Source organism: Streptosporangium sp. NPDC050284 (genome assembly GCF_044459525.1).
In the GTDB taxonomy this organism is placed as follows: Bacteria; Actinomycetota; Actinomycetes; order Streptosporangiales; family Streptosporangiaceae; genus Streptosporangium.
In genome coordinates this window covers 79,833-95,868 of record NZ_JBITIZ010000010.1, presented here as the reverse complement: position 1 = coordinate 95,868, position 16,036 = coordinate 79,833, and the positions used below count along the sequence as shown (strand labels likewise).

Genomic DNA, 16,036 nt, shown 5'->3' with positions numbered 1-16,036 from the left:
TCTAGCGAATGAACAGCGCGGACGCAGCCTTGTCCGCGAGATCGAGCACCGGCTGCGGGAAGACTCCGAGCACTACCGTAGCCGCTGCCGCGAGAGCGACCACAGCCGAGGTGCCCACCGTGGGAGCCGCGATGGACGGCCCGTCGGCGGAGGGCTCGCTGAAGAACATCAGCACGATGACGCGGACGTAGAAGAACGCCGCGATCGCCGAGCTGACCACACCCACGACGACCAGCGGCAGCGCGTCACCGGCGACCGCCGCGGAGAAAACGGCGTACTTACCGAAGAAGCCGCTGGTGAGCGGGATGCCGGCGAAGGCGAGCAGGAAGAAGGCGAAGATGCCCGCGAGCACCGGGGCGCGCTTGCCCAGACCCGCCCACCGGGACAGGTGCCCGGCCTCGCCGCCCGCGTCGCGGACCATGGTGACGACCGCGAAGGCGCCGACCGTGGTGAAGCCGTACGCGGCCAGGTAGAACAGGATCGCCGACAGGGCCTGCGCGTTCTGCTCGGCGGCGCCGACCGCGACGACACCGGTGAGCAGGAAGCCCGCGTGCGCGATCGAGGAGTAGGCGAGCATCCGCTTGATCTCGGTCTGGGTGATGGCCAGGACCGCGCCGACGATCATCGTCAGGATCGCGACGCCCCACATGACCGGCTTCCAGTTCCACTCAAGACCGCCCAGAGCCACCCAGAAGACCCTGAGGACGGCGCCGAAGGCCGCGACGAGCACGGTGGAGGCCATCAGGGCGGTGACCGCGGTGGGCGCGCCCTGGTAGACGTCAGGCTTCCACGCCTGGAACGGCGCGGCTCCGATCTTGAAGAGCAGGCCGATGCCGAGCATCGCGGTACCGATCAGCAGCAGCGTCTCCTGGCCGCTGACCGCGCTGAGCGAGTCGCTGATGGCCCGCAGGTCCACCGACCCGGCGTAGCCGTAGACCAGGGCCATCCCGTACAGGAAGAAGGCCGAGGAGAACGCGCCGAGCAGGAAGTACTTGACCGAGGCCTCCTGCGAGAGCAGGCGGCGACGACGGGCCAGGCCACAGAGCAGGTACAGCGGCAGGGACAGGACCTCAAGCGCGACGAACATGACCAGCAGGTCGTTGGATGCGGCGAAGAGCAGCATGCCGCCGACCGAGAACAGCAGCAGCGGATAGACCTCGGTCTGGGCGTGACCGCTGAGGATCGCCTCCTCCTCGTCGGGGCTTCCCGGCACCGCCGCCGCCTGCGCGACGAACTGATCCTCGTCGTTGATCAGGAGCGTGCTGACCAGGGCGAGAACGAGGATGATGCCCCAGATGAACAGGGAGGGCCCGTCCACCGCGATGGAGCCCATCGCCGCCGGGGTGTCCGGCAGGCCGTTGACGGCGTTGAGCACCGTCATGAGGAACGCCCCGAGCAGGGCGAGCAGCGTGAGCGGCATGTGGATCGACTTGCGCAGGTAGCGGGGCGCGAACGCCTCGATCAGCACGCCGAGAATGGCCGCGCCGAAGACGAGCAGCACCGGCGAGAGCAACGCGTACTCGATCATCGGGGCTTTGATGGTGCCGTTCACTCGCCGGCCCCCTTCTGGTCTGCCACGGCGGGGTTGGGCTGGTCGATCTTGACGCTGGTGAGCGTCTTGTCCACCGCGGGATTGATCACGTCGAGCACCGGCTTGGGGAAGAAGCCCAGGGCGAGGAGCACCGCGATCAGCGGGATCACCACGAGCCTCTCGCGCCGGTCGAGATCGGGCATGGCGTAGGTCCTCTTCGGGGAGTCACCCTCGACCCGCACGGGCTCCTCCCCCGAGGAGACCGGCTCCTTCGCGGAGGAGGCGGCCACGGCGTACGCCGGGTTCGTGGCACCGGTCATCATGCGCTGGTACATCCACAGGACGTAGACGGCCGCGAGGACGACGCCGCTCGTCGCGATGATCGCCGGGATCGGGTAGCGCTCGTAGGTGCCGACCAGGACCATGAACTCGCTGACGAACGTGGACAGACCCGGCAGGGAGAGCCCGGAAAGACCGGCGATCAGGAAGGTGCCCGCGAGCAGCGGGGCGACCTTCTGCACGCCTCCGTAGTCGGCGATCTGACTGGAACCCCGACGGTAGATCAGGAATCCGGCGATGAGGAACAGCGCGCCGGTCGAGAAGCCGTGGTTCACCATGTAGAGGGTGGCGCCCGCGCCCGCGTTCGCGGTCATCGCGAAGACGCCCAGCGCGATGAAGCCGAAGTGCGAGATCGAGGTGTAGGCGATCAGGCGCTTCATGTCGGTCTGGCCGATCGCCACGATCGCGCCGTAGACGATGCCCACGACCGCGAGCACGATCACCAGCGGGGTGAAGAACTTCGACGCCTCGGGGAACAGCTCCAGGCAGAAGCGGAGCATCCCGTACGTACCGACCTTGTCCAGCACGCCCACCAGCAGCACCGCGGCACCGGCCGGGGCCTGCGCGGCGGCGTCGGGCAGCCAGGTGTGGAACGGCCACAGCGGCGCCTTCACCGCGAACGCGATGAAGAAGCCCGCGAAGAGCCACTTCTGCGTGGTCGGGTCCTGAACGGCCCCGATCAGTTCGGGGAACATGAAGGTGTTCTTCTCGGCGACCACGTAGAGCGCGATCACCGCGACCAGCATGAGCAGGCCGCCGAAGAGCGAGTACAGCAGGAACTTCACGGCCGCGTAGGACCGCTGCGCCCCGCCGTACGACCCGATCATGAAGTACATCGGGATGAGCATGGCTTCGAAGAAGACGTAGAACAGGAAGACGTCGGTCGCCGCGAAGACGCCGATCATCATCGCTTCCAGCACCAGCAGCAGCGCGAAGTAGGTCTTCACCGACCGCTTGGGCGGTGCCGCGGCCCCCGAGCCGTCGGCGTCGTGCCAGGAGGCGAGGATCACGATCGGCACGAGCACCGCCGACAGCGCGATCAGCACCAGGGCGATGCCGTCGACGCCGACGCCGTAGCGGACGCCGAAGCTCGGGATCCACTCGTAGACCTCGGCGAACTGGAACCGCGTCTCGGAGTTCGGGCTGAACTGGGCCGCGATGGCGCCGGTGAGCGCCAGCACGACGAGCGAGACCACCAGGGCCAGCTGCTTGGCGAGCTTGTCACTCTTGACAAGGGAGACACCCACCGCGCCCAGAACGGGCACGGCCATCAGGGTCGAGAGCCAGGGCATCACATGTTCCCTACGTAGAGCAGCGCGCCAACGACCACGGCGGCACCGAAGAGGATGGACAACGCGTAGGACCGCACGTAGCCGGTCTGGATGCGGCGCAGCCGCCCGGAGGTCCCGCCGATCCCCGCCGCCAGGCCGTTGACCAGGCCGTCGATGCCGCGGTTGTCGAAGAACACCGCGATGCGGGCCAGCCACTGGCCGGGGCGCATGAACAGCGCCTCGTTCAGCGCGTCGCCGTACAGGTCACGGCGGGCGAAGGTGGTGACGAACGAGCCGCGCGGGGCGACCCGGGGAACCTCGGCGGCACCGTAGCGGAACCAGGCGAGCACGACACCGACGGCGACCAGCGCGAGCGTGGTCAGGCCGGGGACGCTGAAGGGGTGGAACCCGGGGAGCTCCTCGGGCAGGCCCACCGCAGGGGCGAGGAACCTCATGAGCCGGTTGTCCAGGATCATGAAGGCGCCCAGGACGATCGAGCCGATCGAGAGCACGATGAGCGGCACGGTCATCACCGAGGGCGACTCGTGCGGGTGCACGTCGTCGGCCCAGCGCTTCTTGCCGAAGAAGGTCATGAAGACCATCCGCGACATGTAGAAGCCGGTGATGCCCGCGCCCAGGACCGCGAGCCAGCCCAGGATCTGGTTGTGGTGCATCGCCGTCTCGATGATGCCGTCCTTGGTGAAGTAACCGGACAGCAGCGGGAAGCCGATGATCGCGAGGTAGCCGACGATGAAGGTGGCCGCGGTGACCTTCATCACCGAGAACAGCCCGCCGTACTTGCGCATGTCGACCTCGTCGTTCATGGCGTGCATCACCGAGCCCGCCCCGAGGAACATGTTGGCCTTGAAGAAGCCGTGCCCGATCAGGTGCGCGATGGCGAACGCGTAGCCGACGGGGCCGAGGCCCGCGCCGAGCATCATGTAGCCGATCTGCGACATCGTCGAGCCCGCGAGGCCCTTCTTGATGTCGTCCTTGGCGCAACCGATGATCGCACCGGCGAGCAGCGTGGCCACACCGACGATCGTCACGACGAGCTGCGCGGTCGGGGCCGCCTCGAAGAACGCACCGGAGCGGACGACCAGGTAGACGCCCGCGGTGACCATGGTCGCGGCGTGGATGAGCGCCGAGACCGGGGTCGGGCCCTCCATCGCGTCCAGCAGCCACGACTGCAGCGGCAGCTGGGCCGACTTGCCGCAGGCGCCCAGGAGCAGCAGCAGGCCGATCGCGGTGATCGTGCCCTGCGAGGCGCCGCCGGACTGGATCGCCCCGCTCACGGTCTGGCCGGACAGCTCGCCGAAGGCGACCGTGCCGAACGTCGTGAACATCGTGAAGATCGCGATCAGCAGGCCGACGTCACCGACGCGGTTGACGATGAAGGCCTTCTTCGCCGCGGCCGCCGCCGAGGGCTTGAACTGCCAGAACCCGATGAGCAGGTACGAGGCGAGGCCCACGCCCTCCCATCCGATGAACAGGGCGACGTAGTTGTCGGCCAGCACCAGCAGGAGCATCGCCGCGACGAACAGGTTCAGGTACGCGAAGAACCTGCGCCGGTCCTGGTCGTGCGACATGTAGCCGATCGAGTAGATGTGGATCAGCGATCCCACACCGGTGATCAGCAGGGCGAAGCTGATCGAGAGCGGGTCGATCAGCAGCCCCATGTCGGCGAGGCCGGGGATGAACTGGTAGAGCGAGACGCCCTGACGGCGCTGCGCTTCGGGCAGGCCGAGGATCTCGACGAAGGCGGCGACCGCCACCACGAAGGCGCCCAGGGACATCGCGACGCCGAGGAGGTGCCCCCAGCGGTCGGTGCGACGCCCGCCCAGCAACAGGACCGCGGCGCCGAGCAGCGGGAGGGCGATCATGAGCCAGGAGACTCCGATCACGCCCCCGGAATGCTGGATGATCTCAGCGGGTTCCACGGCCACCTCTTAGTACTTCAGCAGGTTGGCGTCGTCCACCGACGCGGACCTGCGGGTTCGGAAGATCATCACGATGATGGCGAGGCCGACGACGACCTCGGCCGCGGCCACCACCATCACGAAGAACGCGATGATCTGGCCGTCCAGGTTGCCATGCTGCCTGGCGAAGGTGACGAACGCGAGGTTGCAGGCGTTGAGCATGAGCTCCACGCACATGAACACCACGATCGCGTTGCGCCGCACCAGCACACCGACGGCGCCGATCGCGAACAGCAGCGCGGAGAGCACCAGATAGTGAGTCGTCACTTGCCGTCCTCCTGCTGGAGTGCCGCGTCCCTCACATGGACGGGCTCGTCGCCCGAGTCGGAGTCACGGCCCTGCGCCGCCTCCTTCTCCAGGACCTGCTTGATGAGCGCCGCCTTCTCCGGGTCGGTCGGCTCAAAGCCCTCCGCGACCTGCCGGGCGAGCACCCGGTTGACGGACTTCTCCGAGACCGTGCCGTCGGGCAGCAGGGCCGGCATGTCGATCGCGTTGTGCAGCGCGTAGGTGCCGGGTCCCGGCAGCGGCGAGGGCTGCGGGCCGGCGAAGCGGGCGCGGGCCAGGTCACGCTGGGTGGCCTTGGGCCGGATGCGCTCGCGGTGCGCCAGCACCATCGCGCCGAGCGCGGCGGTGATCAGCAGCGCCGAGGTGACCTCGAAGGCGAAGACGTATCTGGTGAAGATGAGCTCCGCCAGGCCGGGCACGTTGCCGCCCGCCGCCTGCACGGCCGCGTCGAGGCCGACGGGCGCGGCGTAGACGGCGTTGCCGACACCCAGGGCGAGCAGCACCGCGAAGCTCAGGCCCGCGACGGACGCCCACAGGCGCTGTCCCCTGATCGTCTCGACCAGTGAGTCGGCGGAGTCGACGCCGACGAGCATCAGGACGAACAGGAAGAGCATCATGACCGCGCCGGTGTAGACGATGATCTGCACCGCGGCGAGGAAGGGGGCCTCCTGGACGGCGTACAGCACGGCGAGCGACAGCATGACGACGCCCAGCATCAGCGCCGAGTAGACCGCCCTGCGGCTGAAGACGAGCCCGAGGGCGGCCCCCACCGAGACGACCGCGAGAACCCAGAACGTGATGGTCTCACCCATTGTTACGTCCCAGCCGGTAGTAGTCCTCTTCGTTCTCGCCGAGACGCATGGGGTGCGGCGGGATCTCCATGCCGGGACCGAGCGGCGCGAGCAGCATCTCCTTGGTGTAGATCAGGCTCTCACGGCTGGTGTCGGCGAGGTCGTACTCGTTGGTCATCGTGAGCGCCCGTGTCGGGCACGCCTCGATGCACAGGCCGCACAGGATGCACCGCAGATAGTTGATCTGGTAGGTGCGCCCGTAGCGCTCACCCGGCGAGAACCGCTCCTCGTCGGTGTTGTCCGCGCCCTCGACGAAGATCGCGTCGGCCGGACACGCCCAGGCGCACAGCTCACAGCCGACGCACTTCTCCAGGCCGTCGGGCCAGCGGTTGAGCTGGTGCCGGCCGTGGAAGCGCGGCGCCGTGGGCCGCTGCTCCTCGGGATAGTTGACCGTCTCGACCTTCTTGAACATCGTGTGGAAGGTCACGCCGAACCCCTTTATCGGGTTCAGCCAATCAGTTGCTCCCACTGGGAACCTCCTTGCGCGCTACACCGTGGTAGTGCGGCAGGTCGAGCGGCGGCACCGGGAAGCCACCCGCGGACGGCTCGGCTTGGAGTTGCTCGAACTCGGCCTCGACCTGGGCGGCCTTGGCCTCCTTGCGCTTCTGCAGCACACTGTCGAAGCGCCACCAGATCCCGAGGCAGGCGATCATCACGACCGCGGCCAGGATGAGCACGAGCGAGCGGTCGGTGCCCTCCAGCTGCAGGGCCCGCACCGTGGCGACGAGCATGATCCAGGCCAGGTTGACCGGGATGAGGATCTTCCAGCCGAGGGCCATCAGCTGGTCGTACCTGACGCGCGGCAGCGAGGCGCGGCACCAGACGAAGAAGGAGAAGACCAGCACCATCTTGAGGAAGAACCACAGCAGCGGCCACCAGCCGGTGTTGGCCCCGTCCCACATCGAGATCGGCCACGGGGCCCGCCAGCCGCCCATGAACAGGGTGATGGAGACCGCGGAGACCACGAAGACGTTGACGTACTCGGCGAGCATGATGACCGCGAACTTCAACGAGTTGGAGTATTCGGTCTGGAAACCGCCGACCAGCTCGCCCTCACCCTCGGGCAGGTCGAAGGGGACCCGGTTCGTCTCGCCCAGCATCGTGATGATGTAGATCAGGAAGGACGGGATCAGCAGGACCATGTACCAGGAGGGCATCGAGAGCTGCAGGCCGAACAGGTTGAGCTCCCCGCCGGACGCCTGCTTCGCGACGATCTCCGAGGTGGAGAGGGTCCCGGCGAACAGGAAGACGCCCACGAACGACAGGCCCATCGCAATCTCGTACGAGACCACCTGGGCGCTGGCCCGCAGGCCGCCGAGCATCGAGTAGGGGGAGCGCGAGCCCCAGCCGGCCAGCACGATGCCGTACACGCCGATCGAGGCCATCGCGAGCACCAGCAGCACCGCGACCGGAAGGTCGGTGAGCTGCAGCGGCGTCTGCACCCCGAACATCGAGACCATCGGGCCCATCGGGATCACGGAGAAGGCCATGAAGGCCGGGACCGCCAGGACGACCGGGGCGATGAAGTAGATCACCTTGTCGACGGTCCTGGGCATCAGGTCTTCCTTCAGCCCCATCTTGAGACCGTCGGCCACCGACTGGAGCAACCCGAACTTGCCCGCCCGGTTGGGGCCGTACCGGTTCTGCATGCGGGAGATGAGCTTGCGCTCGAACCACACGCCGAACAGCACGCCCAGCATCAGGACGATGAAGATGACGACGGCCTTGATGATGCTGATCCAGAGCGGGTCCTTGCCGAAGTCGGCGAGGGTCGGATCGGCCGCTAGAAGAGTCCGGGCATTCATTACCGCTCCTCGTTGGCTTCGCCGGCGGCACGTGCCTCGCCGGCCGTCGTGCCGGTGGCACGCTCGTCGGGTCCGGTGCCCGCGACGGTGCTCGCCGAGCCCGGCGTGACCGGGCTCGCCGCGGCGGGCGCGACGGCGGCGTCTTCCCAGGACACGGGGCCTGGCGAGGAGGCGCCGATCCTGACGACGTCACCGGCGACGGCGCGCAGGTCCCGGGTGACCGAGCGTCCCGCGGAGTTGGCGGGCAGCCACACCACCCGGTCGGGCAGGTCCGCGATCCGCACCGGCAGGCTCAGCGAGCCGCGCTCGGTGCTGACGACGATCTCGCCGCCGTCGACCAGGCCGGACTCGGCCGCGGTCGACTCCGACACCAGCGCGTGCGCCGGGCGGGCGGTGCCCGCCAGGTACGGCTCTCCGGCCTGCAGGCGACCGTCGTCGAGCAGCAGGTGCCAGCTGGCCAGGACGGCCTCTCCCGCCCGCGGCCCGGCCGCGGTCCGGCCTGCCGCGTCGGGGGCGGCTGCCCTGGAGCCGCGCCACGCGCCGATCGAGCCGAGCTCGCGGCGGGCGGCGGCCGGGTCGGGCAGGCCGAGGTGCACGTCCATCGCGTCGGCGATGGCGGAGACGACCCGCAGGTCACTCATGATCCCCGGAACCGGGATCGCCTCGGCGAAGGTGCGCCCGCGTCCCTCCCAGTCGACGAAGGTGCCCGACTTCTCGGCCACCACGGCGACGGGGAGCACCACGTCGGCGCGGTCGGTGACCGCACTGGCGCGCTGCTCCAGGCTCACGATGAACGGGGTGTTCTCCAGGGCGAGCAGTGCGGCCTGCGGCGCCGGCAGGTCGTAGGGGTCGACACCGGCGACGACGAGGGCGTCGATCTGGCCGTCGAGCGCCGCCGCCAGCATGGCGGTGGTGTCGCGGCCCTCACCCTCGGGCAGTGAGGCGACGTTCCAGGCCCTCGCCACCTCGGCGCGGGCGGTCTCGTCGCCGACCGGGCGGCCGATCGGCAGCAGGTTCGGCAGCGCACCGGCCTCGATCGCGCCGCGCTCGCCGGCGCGGCGCGGGATCCAGGCCAGCCGGGCGCCGGTGGAGTCGGCGAGCCGCAGCAGCGCCGAGAGCGCGCCCGGCACGGTGGCGAGCCGCTCACCGGCGAGAATGATCGTGCCCGGCTGCCTGATCGCCTCGGCGGCGATCGCGTCCACGGTGGCCAGGTCGTCCAGCACGGCGGTCTCCGAGCCCGGCACCGCCGGGATGAGGGTGCCGCCCATCTTCGCCAGGCCGGGGCCGGCGAACGGCGCGACCGAGAAGACCTTCAGGCCCTTCTTCCGTGCCGCCTTGCGCAGGCGCAGGAAGACGATCGGCGACTCCTCGTCGGGCTCGAACCCCGCCAGAAGCACCGCGGGCGCCTTTTCCAGGTCGGCGTAGCGGACCTCGATGCCCCGGCCGGCGACGGCGTGCGCCAGGAACCGCGCCTCCTCCTCGGAGTGCGGCCTGGCGCGGAAGTCGATGTCGTTCGTGCCGAGGGCGATCCGGGCGAACTTCGCGTACCCATACGCCTCCTCGACGGTGAGGCGACCGCCGACCAGCACGCCCGCGCGCCCGCGCGCCGCGGACAGGCCCTTGGCGGCCGCGGCGAACGCCTCGGGCCAGGAGGCGGGGACCAGGCGTCCCTCCTCGTCACGGACGAGGGGGGTCTTCAGCCGGTCGGGCTGGGTCGCGTAGGTGAAGGCCCAGCGACCCTTGTCGCAGTTCCACTCCTCGTTCACCTCGGGGTCGTCCCCGGCGAGGCGGCGGGTGACCTTGCCGCGCCGGTGGTCGGTGCGCAGCGAGCAGCCGCTCGCGCAGTGCTCGCAGGCGCTGGGCGTGGAGACCAGGTCGAACGGGCGGGCCTGGAAGCGGTACGCGGCACCGGTCAGCGCGCCCACCGGGCAGATCTGCACGGTGTTGCCCGAGAAGTAGGACTCGAACGGGCGGCCGTCGGCGGTGGCGACCTGCTCCTTGGCCCCGCGCTCGAAGAAGTCGATGAGCGGGTCGCCGGCGATCTCGTCGGAGAAGCGGATGCAGCGCGCGCACTGGACGCAGCGCTCGCGGTCGAGCAGCACCTCCGAGGAGAGCGCGACCGGCTTCTCGAAGATCCGCTTCTTCTCCGTGAAGCGGCTCTCGCCCTGGCCGTTGGACATCGCCTGGTTCTGCAACGGGCACTCGCCGCCCTTGTCGCAGACCGGGCAGTCGAGCGGGTGGTTCAGGAGCAGCAGCTCCATCACGCCGCGCTGCGCCTTCTCGGCGACCGGGGAGGTGAGCTGGGTCTGGACGACCATGCCCTCGGCGACCTCGATCGCGCAGGAGGGCTGCGGCTTGGGGAAGCCGCGGCCGTTGCCGGCGTCGGGGATGTCCACCAGGCACTGGCGGCAGTTGGCGGCCGGCTCAAGCAGCGGGTGGTCGCAGAACCGGGGGATCTGGATGCCGAGCAGCTCGGCGGCCCGGATGATGAGCGTGCCCTTGGGGACGCTCACCTGGAAGCCGTCGATGGTGACGGTGACCAGGTTCACCGGCGCCTGCTGCTCCGGGGTGGTTTCGACGGTCATGGCGTCTCCTCCGTCGGCCTGGTGACCGAGACGGTGCTGTGCTTGCCGGTTGCCTGGATCCGCGCGCTCACTGGGCACCCCACACCGTGGACGGGGCGTGATCGAACGGGCAGCCGCCGATCTCGAAGTGCTTGAGGTATTCGTCGCGGAAGTGCTTCACCGACGAGTGGATGGGGCTGGTGGCACCGTCGCCCAGGGCGCAGAAGGAGCGTCCCAGGATGTTGTCGGCGATGTCGGTGATCGTGGTCAGGTCCTCTTCGGTGCCCTGCCCCTTCTCCAGCCGCTTGAGCACCTGCTTGAGCCAGAAGGTGCCCTCCCGGCAGGGGGTACACTTGCCGCACGACTCGTGCGCGTAGAACTCCGTCCAGCGGAGCACCGCGCGCACCACGCAGGTGGTCTCGTCGAAGATCTGCAGGGCTCGGGTGCCGAGCATCGAGCCCTTCGCCCCGACGGACTCGAAGTCCAGCGGGACGTCGAGGTGCTCGTCGGTGAAGATCGGGGTGCTCGACCCGCCGGGGGTCCAGAACTTGAGCCGGTGGCCCTCGCGGATGCCGCCGGACATCTCCAGCAGCTCGCGCAGCGTGATGCCGAGCGGGGCCTCGTACTGGCCGGGCCTGGTCACGTGGCCGCTCAGCGAGAAGATGCCGAAGCCCTTGGACTTCTCCGTGCCCATCCCGGCGAACCAGTCGGCGCCGTTCGCGATGATGGAGGGAACACTCGCGACAGACTCGACGTTGTTGACGACGGTCGGCGAGGCGTACAGGCCCGCCACGGCGGGGAAGGGGGGCTTGAGCCGAGGTTGGCCGCGGTAGCCCTCCAGCGAGTCGAGCAGCGCCGTCTCCTCGCCGCAGATGTAGGCGCCGGCGCCACTGTGCACGACCAGATCCAGGTCGAAGCCGGAGCCGAACAGGTCGGTGCCGAGGTGGCCCTTGGCGTACGCCTCGGCCACGGCCGCCTGCAGGCGGCGCACGACGTGCAGCACCTCGCCGCGCACGTAGATGAAGGCGTGGTTGGCCCGGATCGCGTACGCGGTGATGATGACGCCCTCGACGAGCGCGTGCGGGTTCGCCATCATCAGCGGGATGTCCTTGCACGTGCCCGGCTCGGACTCGTCGGCGTTCACCACCAGATAGTGCGGCTTGCCGTCCCCCTGGGGGATGAAGCCCCACTTCATGCCGGTGGGGAAGCCCGCGCCGCCTCGGCCGCGCAGTCCGGAGTCCTTGACGGCCTGGATGACGGCGTCGGGGTCCATGCCCAGCGCCTTCTTGGCCGCCGAGTAGTCGCCGTAGCCCTCCAGGGTGAAGGAGTTGGGCTGGTCCCAGTTCGCGGTGAGAACCGGGGTGAGAGTGGTCACTTCGTCTCCTCGCCTGACAGCCCGTCGCTCCGTGACGAGGCCGCGCCGTGCCTGTCGGCACGCTCGTTACGCCCGCACGCGCCGGTCTGACCGGCGCGCCCGCTCGTGGTGGCTCCGCTCCGTGTCACGCTCACGCCTCCGGAGCCTTCCATCCGTTCGCCTTCGCGATCTTCAGGCCCTCCAGGGAGGCGCCCTTCGCGGAGGGGCCGTCGCCGGCCAGGCCGTCGGGCAGGCCCGCGAGCACCCGGGAGGCCTCCTTGAACGTGCAGAGCTTCTTCGGACCCCGGGTCGGGGAGAGTTCCTTGCCGTCCCTGAGGTCGTCGACGAGCTGCTTGGCCGACGCCGGGGTCTGGTTGTCGAAGAACTCCCAGTTGACCATCATCACCGGGGCGAAGTCGCAGGCGGCGTTGCACTCCAGCCGCTCCAGCGAGACCTTGCCGTCGGAGGTCGTCTCGTCGTGGCCGATGCCGGTGTGCTCGGACAGTTCGTCCCAGATCTGGTCGCCGCCCATCACCGCGCAGAGCGTGTTGATGCACACGCCCACGTGGTACTGGCCCATCGGCCTGCGCTTGTACATCGTGTAGAAGGTGGAGACACCGACCACCTCGGCCTTGCTCAGGCCGAGTATCTCGGCGCAGAACTCGTGGCCGTCGTCGGAGACGTAGCCGTCCTCCGACTGCACCAGGTGCAGCAGGGGCAGCAGGGCCGACCGCGGCTTCGGGTAGCGGCCGATGATCTCCTTGGCGTCGCGCTCCAGGCGCTCCCGCACTTCCGGCGCGTACCCCTTGGTCACGGTCGCGCTCACCTCCTCGCCGCCCGTGCGGGCGGCCTCGTTCGAGGGCTCGCCGCCCAGGGCGGTGGTCGTCCCGAGGGCGCTCTCGCCCGTCAGGCCGGTGCCCGTGCTCGCGTCGAGCTTCTCGTGCGCCGGCCGGCCGTCCTGGCCCTTGCTGGAACTCATCGGTCGACACCTCCCATCACCGGGTCGATCGAGGCCACCGCCGAGATGACGTCGGCGATCATGCCGCCCTCGCACGTCACGGGCATGGCCTGCAGGTTCGTGAAGGACGGGTCGCGGAAGTGTACGCGGTAGGGGCGGGTCCCGCCGTCGCTGACCACGTGGGCGCCGAGCTCGCCCCTGGGCGACTCGACGGCGGCGTACGCCTGCCCCGCCGGGACCCGGAAGCCCTCGGTCACCAGCTTGAAGTGGTGGATCAGCGCCTCCATGGAGCCGCTCATGATGTGCGCGATGTGGTCGGGCGAGTTGCCCAGGCCGTCGGGGCCGAGCGCGAGCTGCGCGGGCCAGCCGATCTTCTTGTCGTCGACCATCACCCGGCCGTTCTTGAGCGGCCCGGAGAGACGGTCGAGAGCCTGCTCAATGATCTTGAGCGACTCCTCCATCTCGGCGACCCGTACCAGGTAGCGGCCGTAGACGTCGGCGGTCTTCTCGGTCGGGACGTCGAACTCGTAGGTCTCGTAGCCGCAGTAGGGCTGCGACTTGCGCAGGTCCCACGGCAGGCCGGCGGCCCGCAGCATCGGGCCGGTGACGCCCAGCGCCATGCAGCCGGTGAGGTCGAGGTAGGCGACGTCCTTGGTGCGGGCCAGGTAGACCGGGTTCGCGTCCAGCATCTTGCGCATGTCCCTGATGCGCCCCGGCATGACCTTGAGCAGCTCGCCGACCTTGTCGACGGCGCCCGCGGGCAGGTCGACGGAGACGCCTCCCGGCCTGACGTAGGCCATGTTCATCCGCAGGCCGGTGATGTACTCCATCACGTCGAGCACCATCTCGCGCTCGCGCGACCCGAAGAGGAACGGCGTGGTCGCGCCCAGCTCCATGCCGAAGGTGCCGATCGCCACCATGTGCGAGGAGATCCGGGTGAGCTCCATCATCATCACGCGGATCGCCTGGGCCCGCTCGGGGACCCGGTCGGTGATGCCCAGCAGCCGCTCGACGCCCATGCAGTAGGCGGTCTCGTTGAAGATCGGCGCCAGGTAGTCCATCCGGGTGACGAACGTCGTGCCCTGGGTCCACGTCCGGTATTCGAGGTTCTTCTCGATGCCGGTGTGCAGGTAGCCGATGACCGTGCGGGCCTCGGTGACCGTCTCGCCGTCCAGGTTCAGGACCAGGCGGAGCACGCCGTGCGTGGACGGGTGCTGGGGGCCCATGTTGATGACGAGCTGCTGGTCCTGCTGGCCGGAGAGGCTCTCGACCAGCTCGCTCCAGTCGTTGCCCGAGACGGTGTAGACCTTGCCCTCGGTGGCCTCGTCGTACGCGTCGTACGGGCCGTCGATGGTCTCTTTCGTCTCCTGGTGAGGGACGCTCATGTGTAGGACCTCCTCTGGTCCGGCGCGGGGATCTCGGCGCCGCGGTACTCGACCGGGATGCCGCCGAGCGGGTAGTCCTTGCGCTGGGGGTGACCGTCCCAGTCGTCGGGCATCATGATCCGGGTCAGCGCCGGGTGCCCGTCGAAGACGATGCCGAAGAAGTCCCAGGTCTCGCGTTCGTGCCAGTCGTGCGTCGGGTAGACGGAGACCGTGGAGGGGATGTGCCGGTCGTCGTCGGGGCAGGAGACCTCGACGCGCAGGCGGCGGTTGTGGGTGATCGAGCACAGGTGGATCACCGCGTGCAGCTCCTCGCCCTCCAGGTGGGGGTAGTGCACGCCGGAGACGCCGAGCGAGAGCTCGAAGCGCAGGGCGGCGTCGTCGCGCAGGATCCTCATCACGTCGAGCAGGCGCTCACGCTTGACGTGGAAGGTCAGCTCGCCGCGGTCGACGACCACGCGCTCGACGGCCTCGCCGAGGTCGCCGCCGAGGGCGCGCTCCAGCTCGTCGGCGATGGTGTCGAAGTAGCCGCCGTACGGGCGGGCGCTGGACAGTTCGGGCTTGCGCCGCACGACGAGGCGGCCGTAGCCAGAGGTGTCACCGGTGCCCGAGGCGCCGAACATGCCCAGATGGGCGATCGGCTGCTTCGGCACCTCGGGGAGGTTCTCGGTGGGTTCGCTCGTCATTTCTTGGCGCTCCCCTGGTCGATCAGCGGCAGCGTCCGCAGGGCCTGCAGTTCGAGCTCGTCGATCTGCTTGGCGCGGTGCGCGCCGAACTTCATGTTCTGGATCTTGTCGTGCAGCTTGACGATCGCGTCGATGAGCATCTCGGGGCGCGGCGGGCAGCCGGGAAGGTAGATGTCGACGGGGACGACGTGGTCGACGCCCTGCACGATCGCGTAGTTGTTGAACATGCCGCCGCTGGAGGCGCAGACGCCCATCGCGATGACCCACTTGGGCTCGGCCATCTGGTCGTAGATCTGGCGCAGCACCGGGGCCATCTTCTGCGAAAGCCGTCCCGCGACGATCATCAGGTCGGCCTGGCGCGGAGACGCCGAGGCGCGCTCCATGCCGAAGCGCGCCAGGTCGTGCTTGGGACCGCCGGTGGACATCAGCTCGATGGCGCAGCACGCGAGGCCGAACGTCGCCGGCCAGACGGAGTTCTTGCGCGCCCAGCCGGCGACCTGCTCGACCGTGCTGAGCATGAACCCGCTCGGAAGTTTCTCTTCAAGACCCATATCTAGTCCCAGTCCAGACCCTTGCGGCGCCACACGTACGCGTAGGCCACGAGCACGGTGACGATGAACAGCAGCATCTCGACCAACCCGAAGATCCCGAGCTTGTCGAACGCGACCGCCCACGGATAGAGGAAGATGATCTCGATGTCGAACACGATGAACAACATCGCGGTGATCATGTACTTCAGCGGGAAGCGTCCTCCGCCCACGGGCTGGGGCGTCGGCTCGATGCCGCATTCGTAGGCGTCGAGTTTCGCGCGGTTCCAGCGCTTGGGACCGGTGAAGGGGGCGATCGTCACCGAGAAGATCGCAAATCCCGCCGCGAGCACGGCGAGCACCAGGATGGGTGCGTACAACTCCATCGCTACGCCTCCTCTCCCATCTCCACGCGCGCCGGCGCGTAGCTCTGCGTTGTGGTGTATTTCGAAAGTCTAGGCAAAGCGATCATCGCCCACGGCTCCAGGTGCTCGGCACTTGTCG

Annotated in this window: 14 protein-coding genes; all 14 read right to left on the bottom strand. The window is 68.9% G+C overall.

Annotation, left to right across the window (positions count from 1 at the left end):
* Position 1: 1 nt before the first annotated feature.
* The gene (nuoN, locus tag ACIBH4_RS23445) at positions 2–1,552 is read right to left on the bottom strand and encodes an NADH-quinone oxidoreductase subunit NuoN (protein WP_362515285.1); all 1,551 of its coding nucleotides are present in this window, start codon (positions 1,550–1,552) and stop codon (positions 2–4) included.
* Positions 1,549–3,162 (bottom strand): NADH-quinone oxidoreductase subunit M, encoded by a 1,614-nt coding sequence (locus ACIBH4_RS23440; RefSeq protein ID WP_362515289.1) that lies wholly within the window; start codon positions 3,160–3,162, stop codon positions 1,549–1,551. Before ACIBH4_RS23440 ends, nuoN begins: the two co-directional genes overlap by 4 nt.
* Positions 3,162–5,024: an NADH-quinone oxidoreductase subunit L gene (gene nuoL, locus ACIBH4_RS23435; protein WP_362515494.1), complete on the bottom strand. Its 1,863-nt coding sequence runs from the start codon at positions 5,022–5,024 to the stop codon at positions 3,162–3,164. The genes ACIBH4_RS23440 and nuoL overlap by 1 nt, the downstream gene beginning before the upstream one ends.
* A gap of 66 nt (positions 5,025–5,090) precedes the next feature.
* Entirely contained in the window at positions 5,091–5,387 is a 297-nt protein-coding gene (gene nuoK / locus ACIBH4_RS23430; RefSeq protein WP_350942636.1) for an NADH-quinone oxidoreductase subunit NuoK, read from the bottom strand.
* The gene (locus ACIBH4_RS23425) at positions 5,384–6,217 is read right to left on the bottom strand and encodes an NADH-quinone oxidoreductase subunit J (protein WP_362515292.1); all 834 of its coding nucleotides are present in this window, start codon (positions 6,215–6,217) and stop codon (positions 5,384–5,386) included. Before ACIBH4_RS23425 ends, nuoK begins: the two co-directional genes overlap by 4 nt.
* A complete protein-coding gene (gene nuoI / locus ACIBH4_RS23420) occupies positions 6,210–6,725 on the bottom strand; it encodes an NADH-quinone oxidoreductase subunit NuoI (protein ID WP_350942633.1) in 516 nt (171 codons plus the stop codon). Before nuoI ends, ACIBH4_RS23425 begins: the two co-directional genes overlap by 8 nt.
* Entirely contained in the window at positions 6,712–8,061 is a 1,350-nt protein-coding gene (gene nuoH, locus ACIBH4_RS23415; protein ID WP_362515295.1) for an NADH-quinone oxidoreductase subunit NuoH, read from the bottom strand. Before nuoH ends, nuoI begins: the two co-directional genes overlap by 14 nt.
* Positions 8,061–10,646 carry an NADH-quinone oxidoreductase subunit G gene (locus ACIBH4_RS23410; RefSeq protein WP_362515297.1) on the bottom strand — a complete coding sequence of 862 codons (2,586 nt, stop codon included), beginning with the start codon at positions 10,644–10,646 and terminating at the stop codon, positions 8,061–8,063. The genes nuoH and ACIBH4_RS23410 overlap by 1 nt, the downstream gene beginning before the upstream one ends.
* 67 nt (positions 10,647–10,713) lie before the next feature.
* Positions 10,714–12,000 (bottom strand): NADH-quinone oxidoreductase subunit NuoF, encoded by a 1,287-nt coding sequence (gene nuoF / locus ACIBH4_RS23405; protein WP_362515299.1) that lies wholly within the window; start codon positions 11,998–12,000, stop codon positions 10,714–10,716.
* 130 nt (positions 12,001–12,130) lie between these two features.
* Complete coding sequence (nuoE, locus tag ACIBH4_RS23400; RefSeq protein WP_362515496.1) at positions 12,131–12,793, bottom strand: NADH-quinone oxidoreductase subunit NuoE; 663 nt, start codon at positions 12,791–12,793, stop codon at positions 12,131–12,133.
* Between the two features lie 161 nt (positions 12,794–12,954).
* Positions 12,955–14,322 (bottom strand): NADH-quinone oxidoreductase subunit D, encoded by a 1,368-nt coding sequence (locus ACIBH4_RS23395; RefSeq protein WP_362515301.1) that lies wholly within the window; start codon positions 14,320–14,322, stop codon positions 12,955–12,957.
* The gene (locus ACIBH4_RS23390) at positions 14,319–15,005 is read right to left on the bottom strand and encodes an NADH-quinone oxidoreductase subunit C (protein WP_362515303.1); all 687 of its coding nucleotides are present in this window, start codon (positions 15,003–15,005) and stop codon (positions 14,319–14,321) included. Before ACIBH4_RS23390 ends, ACIBH4_RS23395 begins: the two co-directional genes overlap by 4 nt.
* Positions 15,002–15,556 carry an NADH-quinone oxidoreductase subunit B family protein gene (locus ACIBH4_RS23385; RefSeq protein ID WP_350942624.1) on the bottom strand — a complete coding sequence of 185 codons (555 nt, stop codon included), beginning with the start codon at positions 15,554–15,556 and terminating at the stop codon, positions 15,002–15,004. Before ACIBH4_RS23385 ends, ACIBH4_RS23390 begins: the two co-directional genes overlap by 4 nt.
* Positions 15,557–15,558: 2 nt before the next feature.
* Positions 15,559–15,918: an NADH-quinone oxidoreductase subunit A gene (locus ACIBH4_RS23380; RefSeq protein WP_362515305.1), complete on the bottom strand. Its 360-nt coding sequence runs from the start codon at positions 15,916–15,918 to the stop codon at positions 15,559–15,561.
* Positions 15,919–16,036: the final 118 nt, after the last annotated feature.

Excerpts from the sequence above, each read along its gene's own strand:
- ACIBH4_RS23410 (WP_362515297.1), bottom strand. The coding sequence starts at position 10,646 with ATGACCGTCGAAACCACCCCGGAGCAGCAGGCGCCGGTGAACCTGGTC.
- nuoL (WP_362515494.1), bottom strand. The coding sequence starts at position 5,024 with ATGATCGCCCTCCCGCTGCTCGGCGCCGCGGTCCTGTTGCTGGGCGGG.
- ACIBH4_RS23380 (WP_362515305.1), bottom strand. The coding sequence starts at position 15,918 with ATGGAGTTGTACGCACCCATCCTGGTGCTCGCCGTGCTCGCGGCGGGA.
- ACIBH4_RS23425 (WP_362515292.1), bottom strand. The coding sequence starts at position 6,217 with ATGGGTGAGACCATCACGTTCTGGGTTCTCGCGGTCGTCTCGGTGGGG.
- ACIBH4_RS23390 (WP_362515303.1), bottom strand. The coding sequence starts at position 15,005 with ATGACGAGCGAACCCACCGAGAACCTCCCCGAGGTGCCGAAGCAGCCG.
- ACIBH4_RS23440 (WP_362515289.1), bottom strand. The coding sequence starts at position 3,162 with ATGCCCTGGCTCTCGACCCTGATGGCCGTGCCCGTTCTGGGCGCGGTG.
- ACIBH4_RS23385 (WP_350942624.1), bottom strand. The coding sequence starts at position 15,556 with ATGGGTCTTGAAGAGAAACTTCCGAGCGGGTTCATGCTCAGCACGGTC.
- ACIBH4_RS23395 (WP_362515301.1), bottom strand. The coding sequence starts at position 14,322 with ATGAGCGTCCCTCACCAGGAGACGAAAGAGACCATCGACGGCCCGTAC.
- nuoH (WP_362515295.1), bottom strand. The coding sequence starts at position 8,061 with ATGAATGCCCGGACTCTTCTAGCGGCCGATCCGACCCTCGCCGACTTC.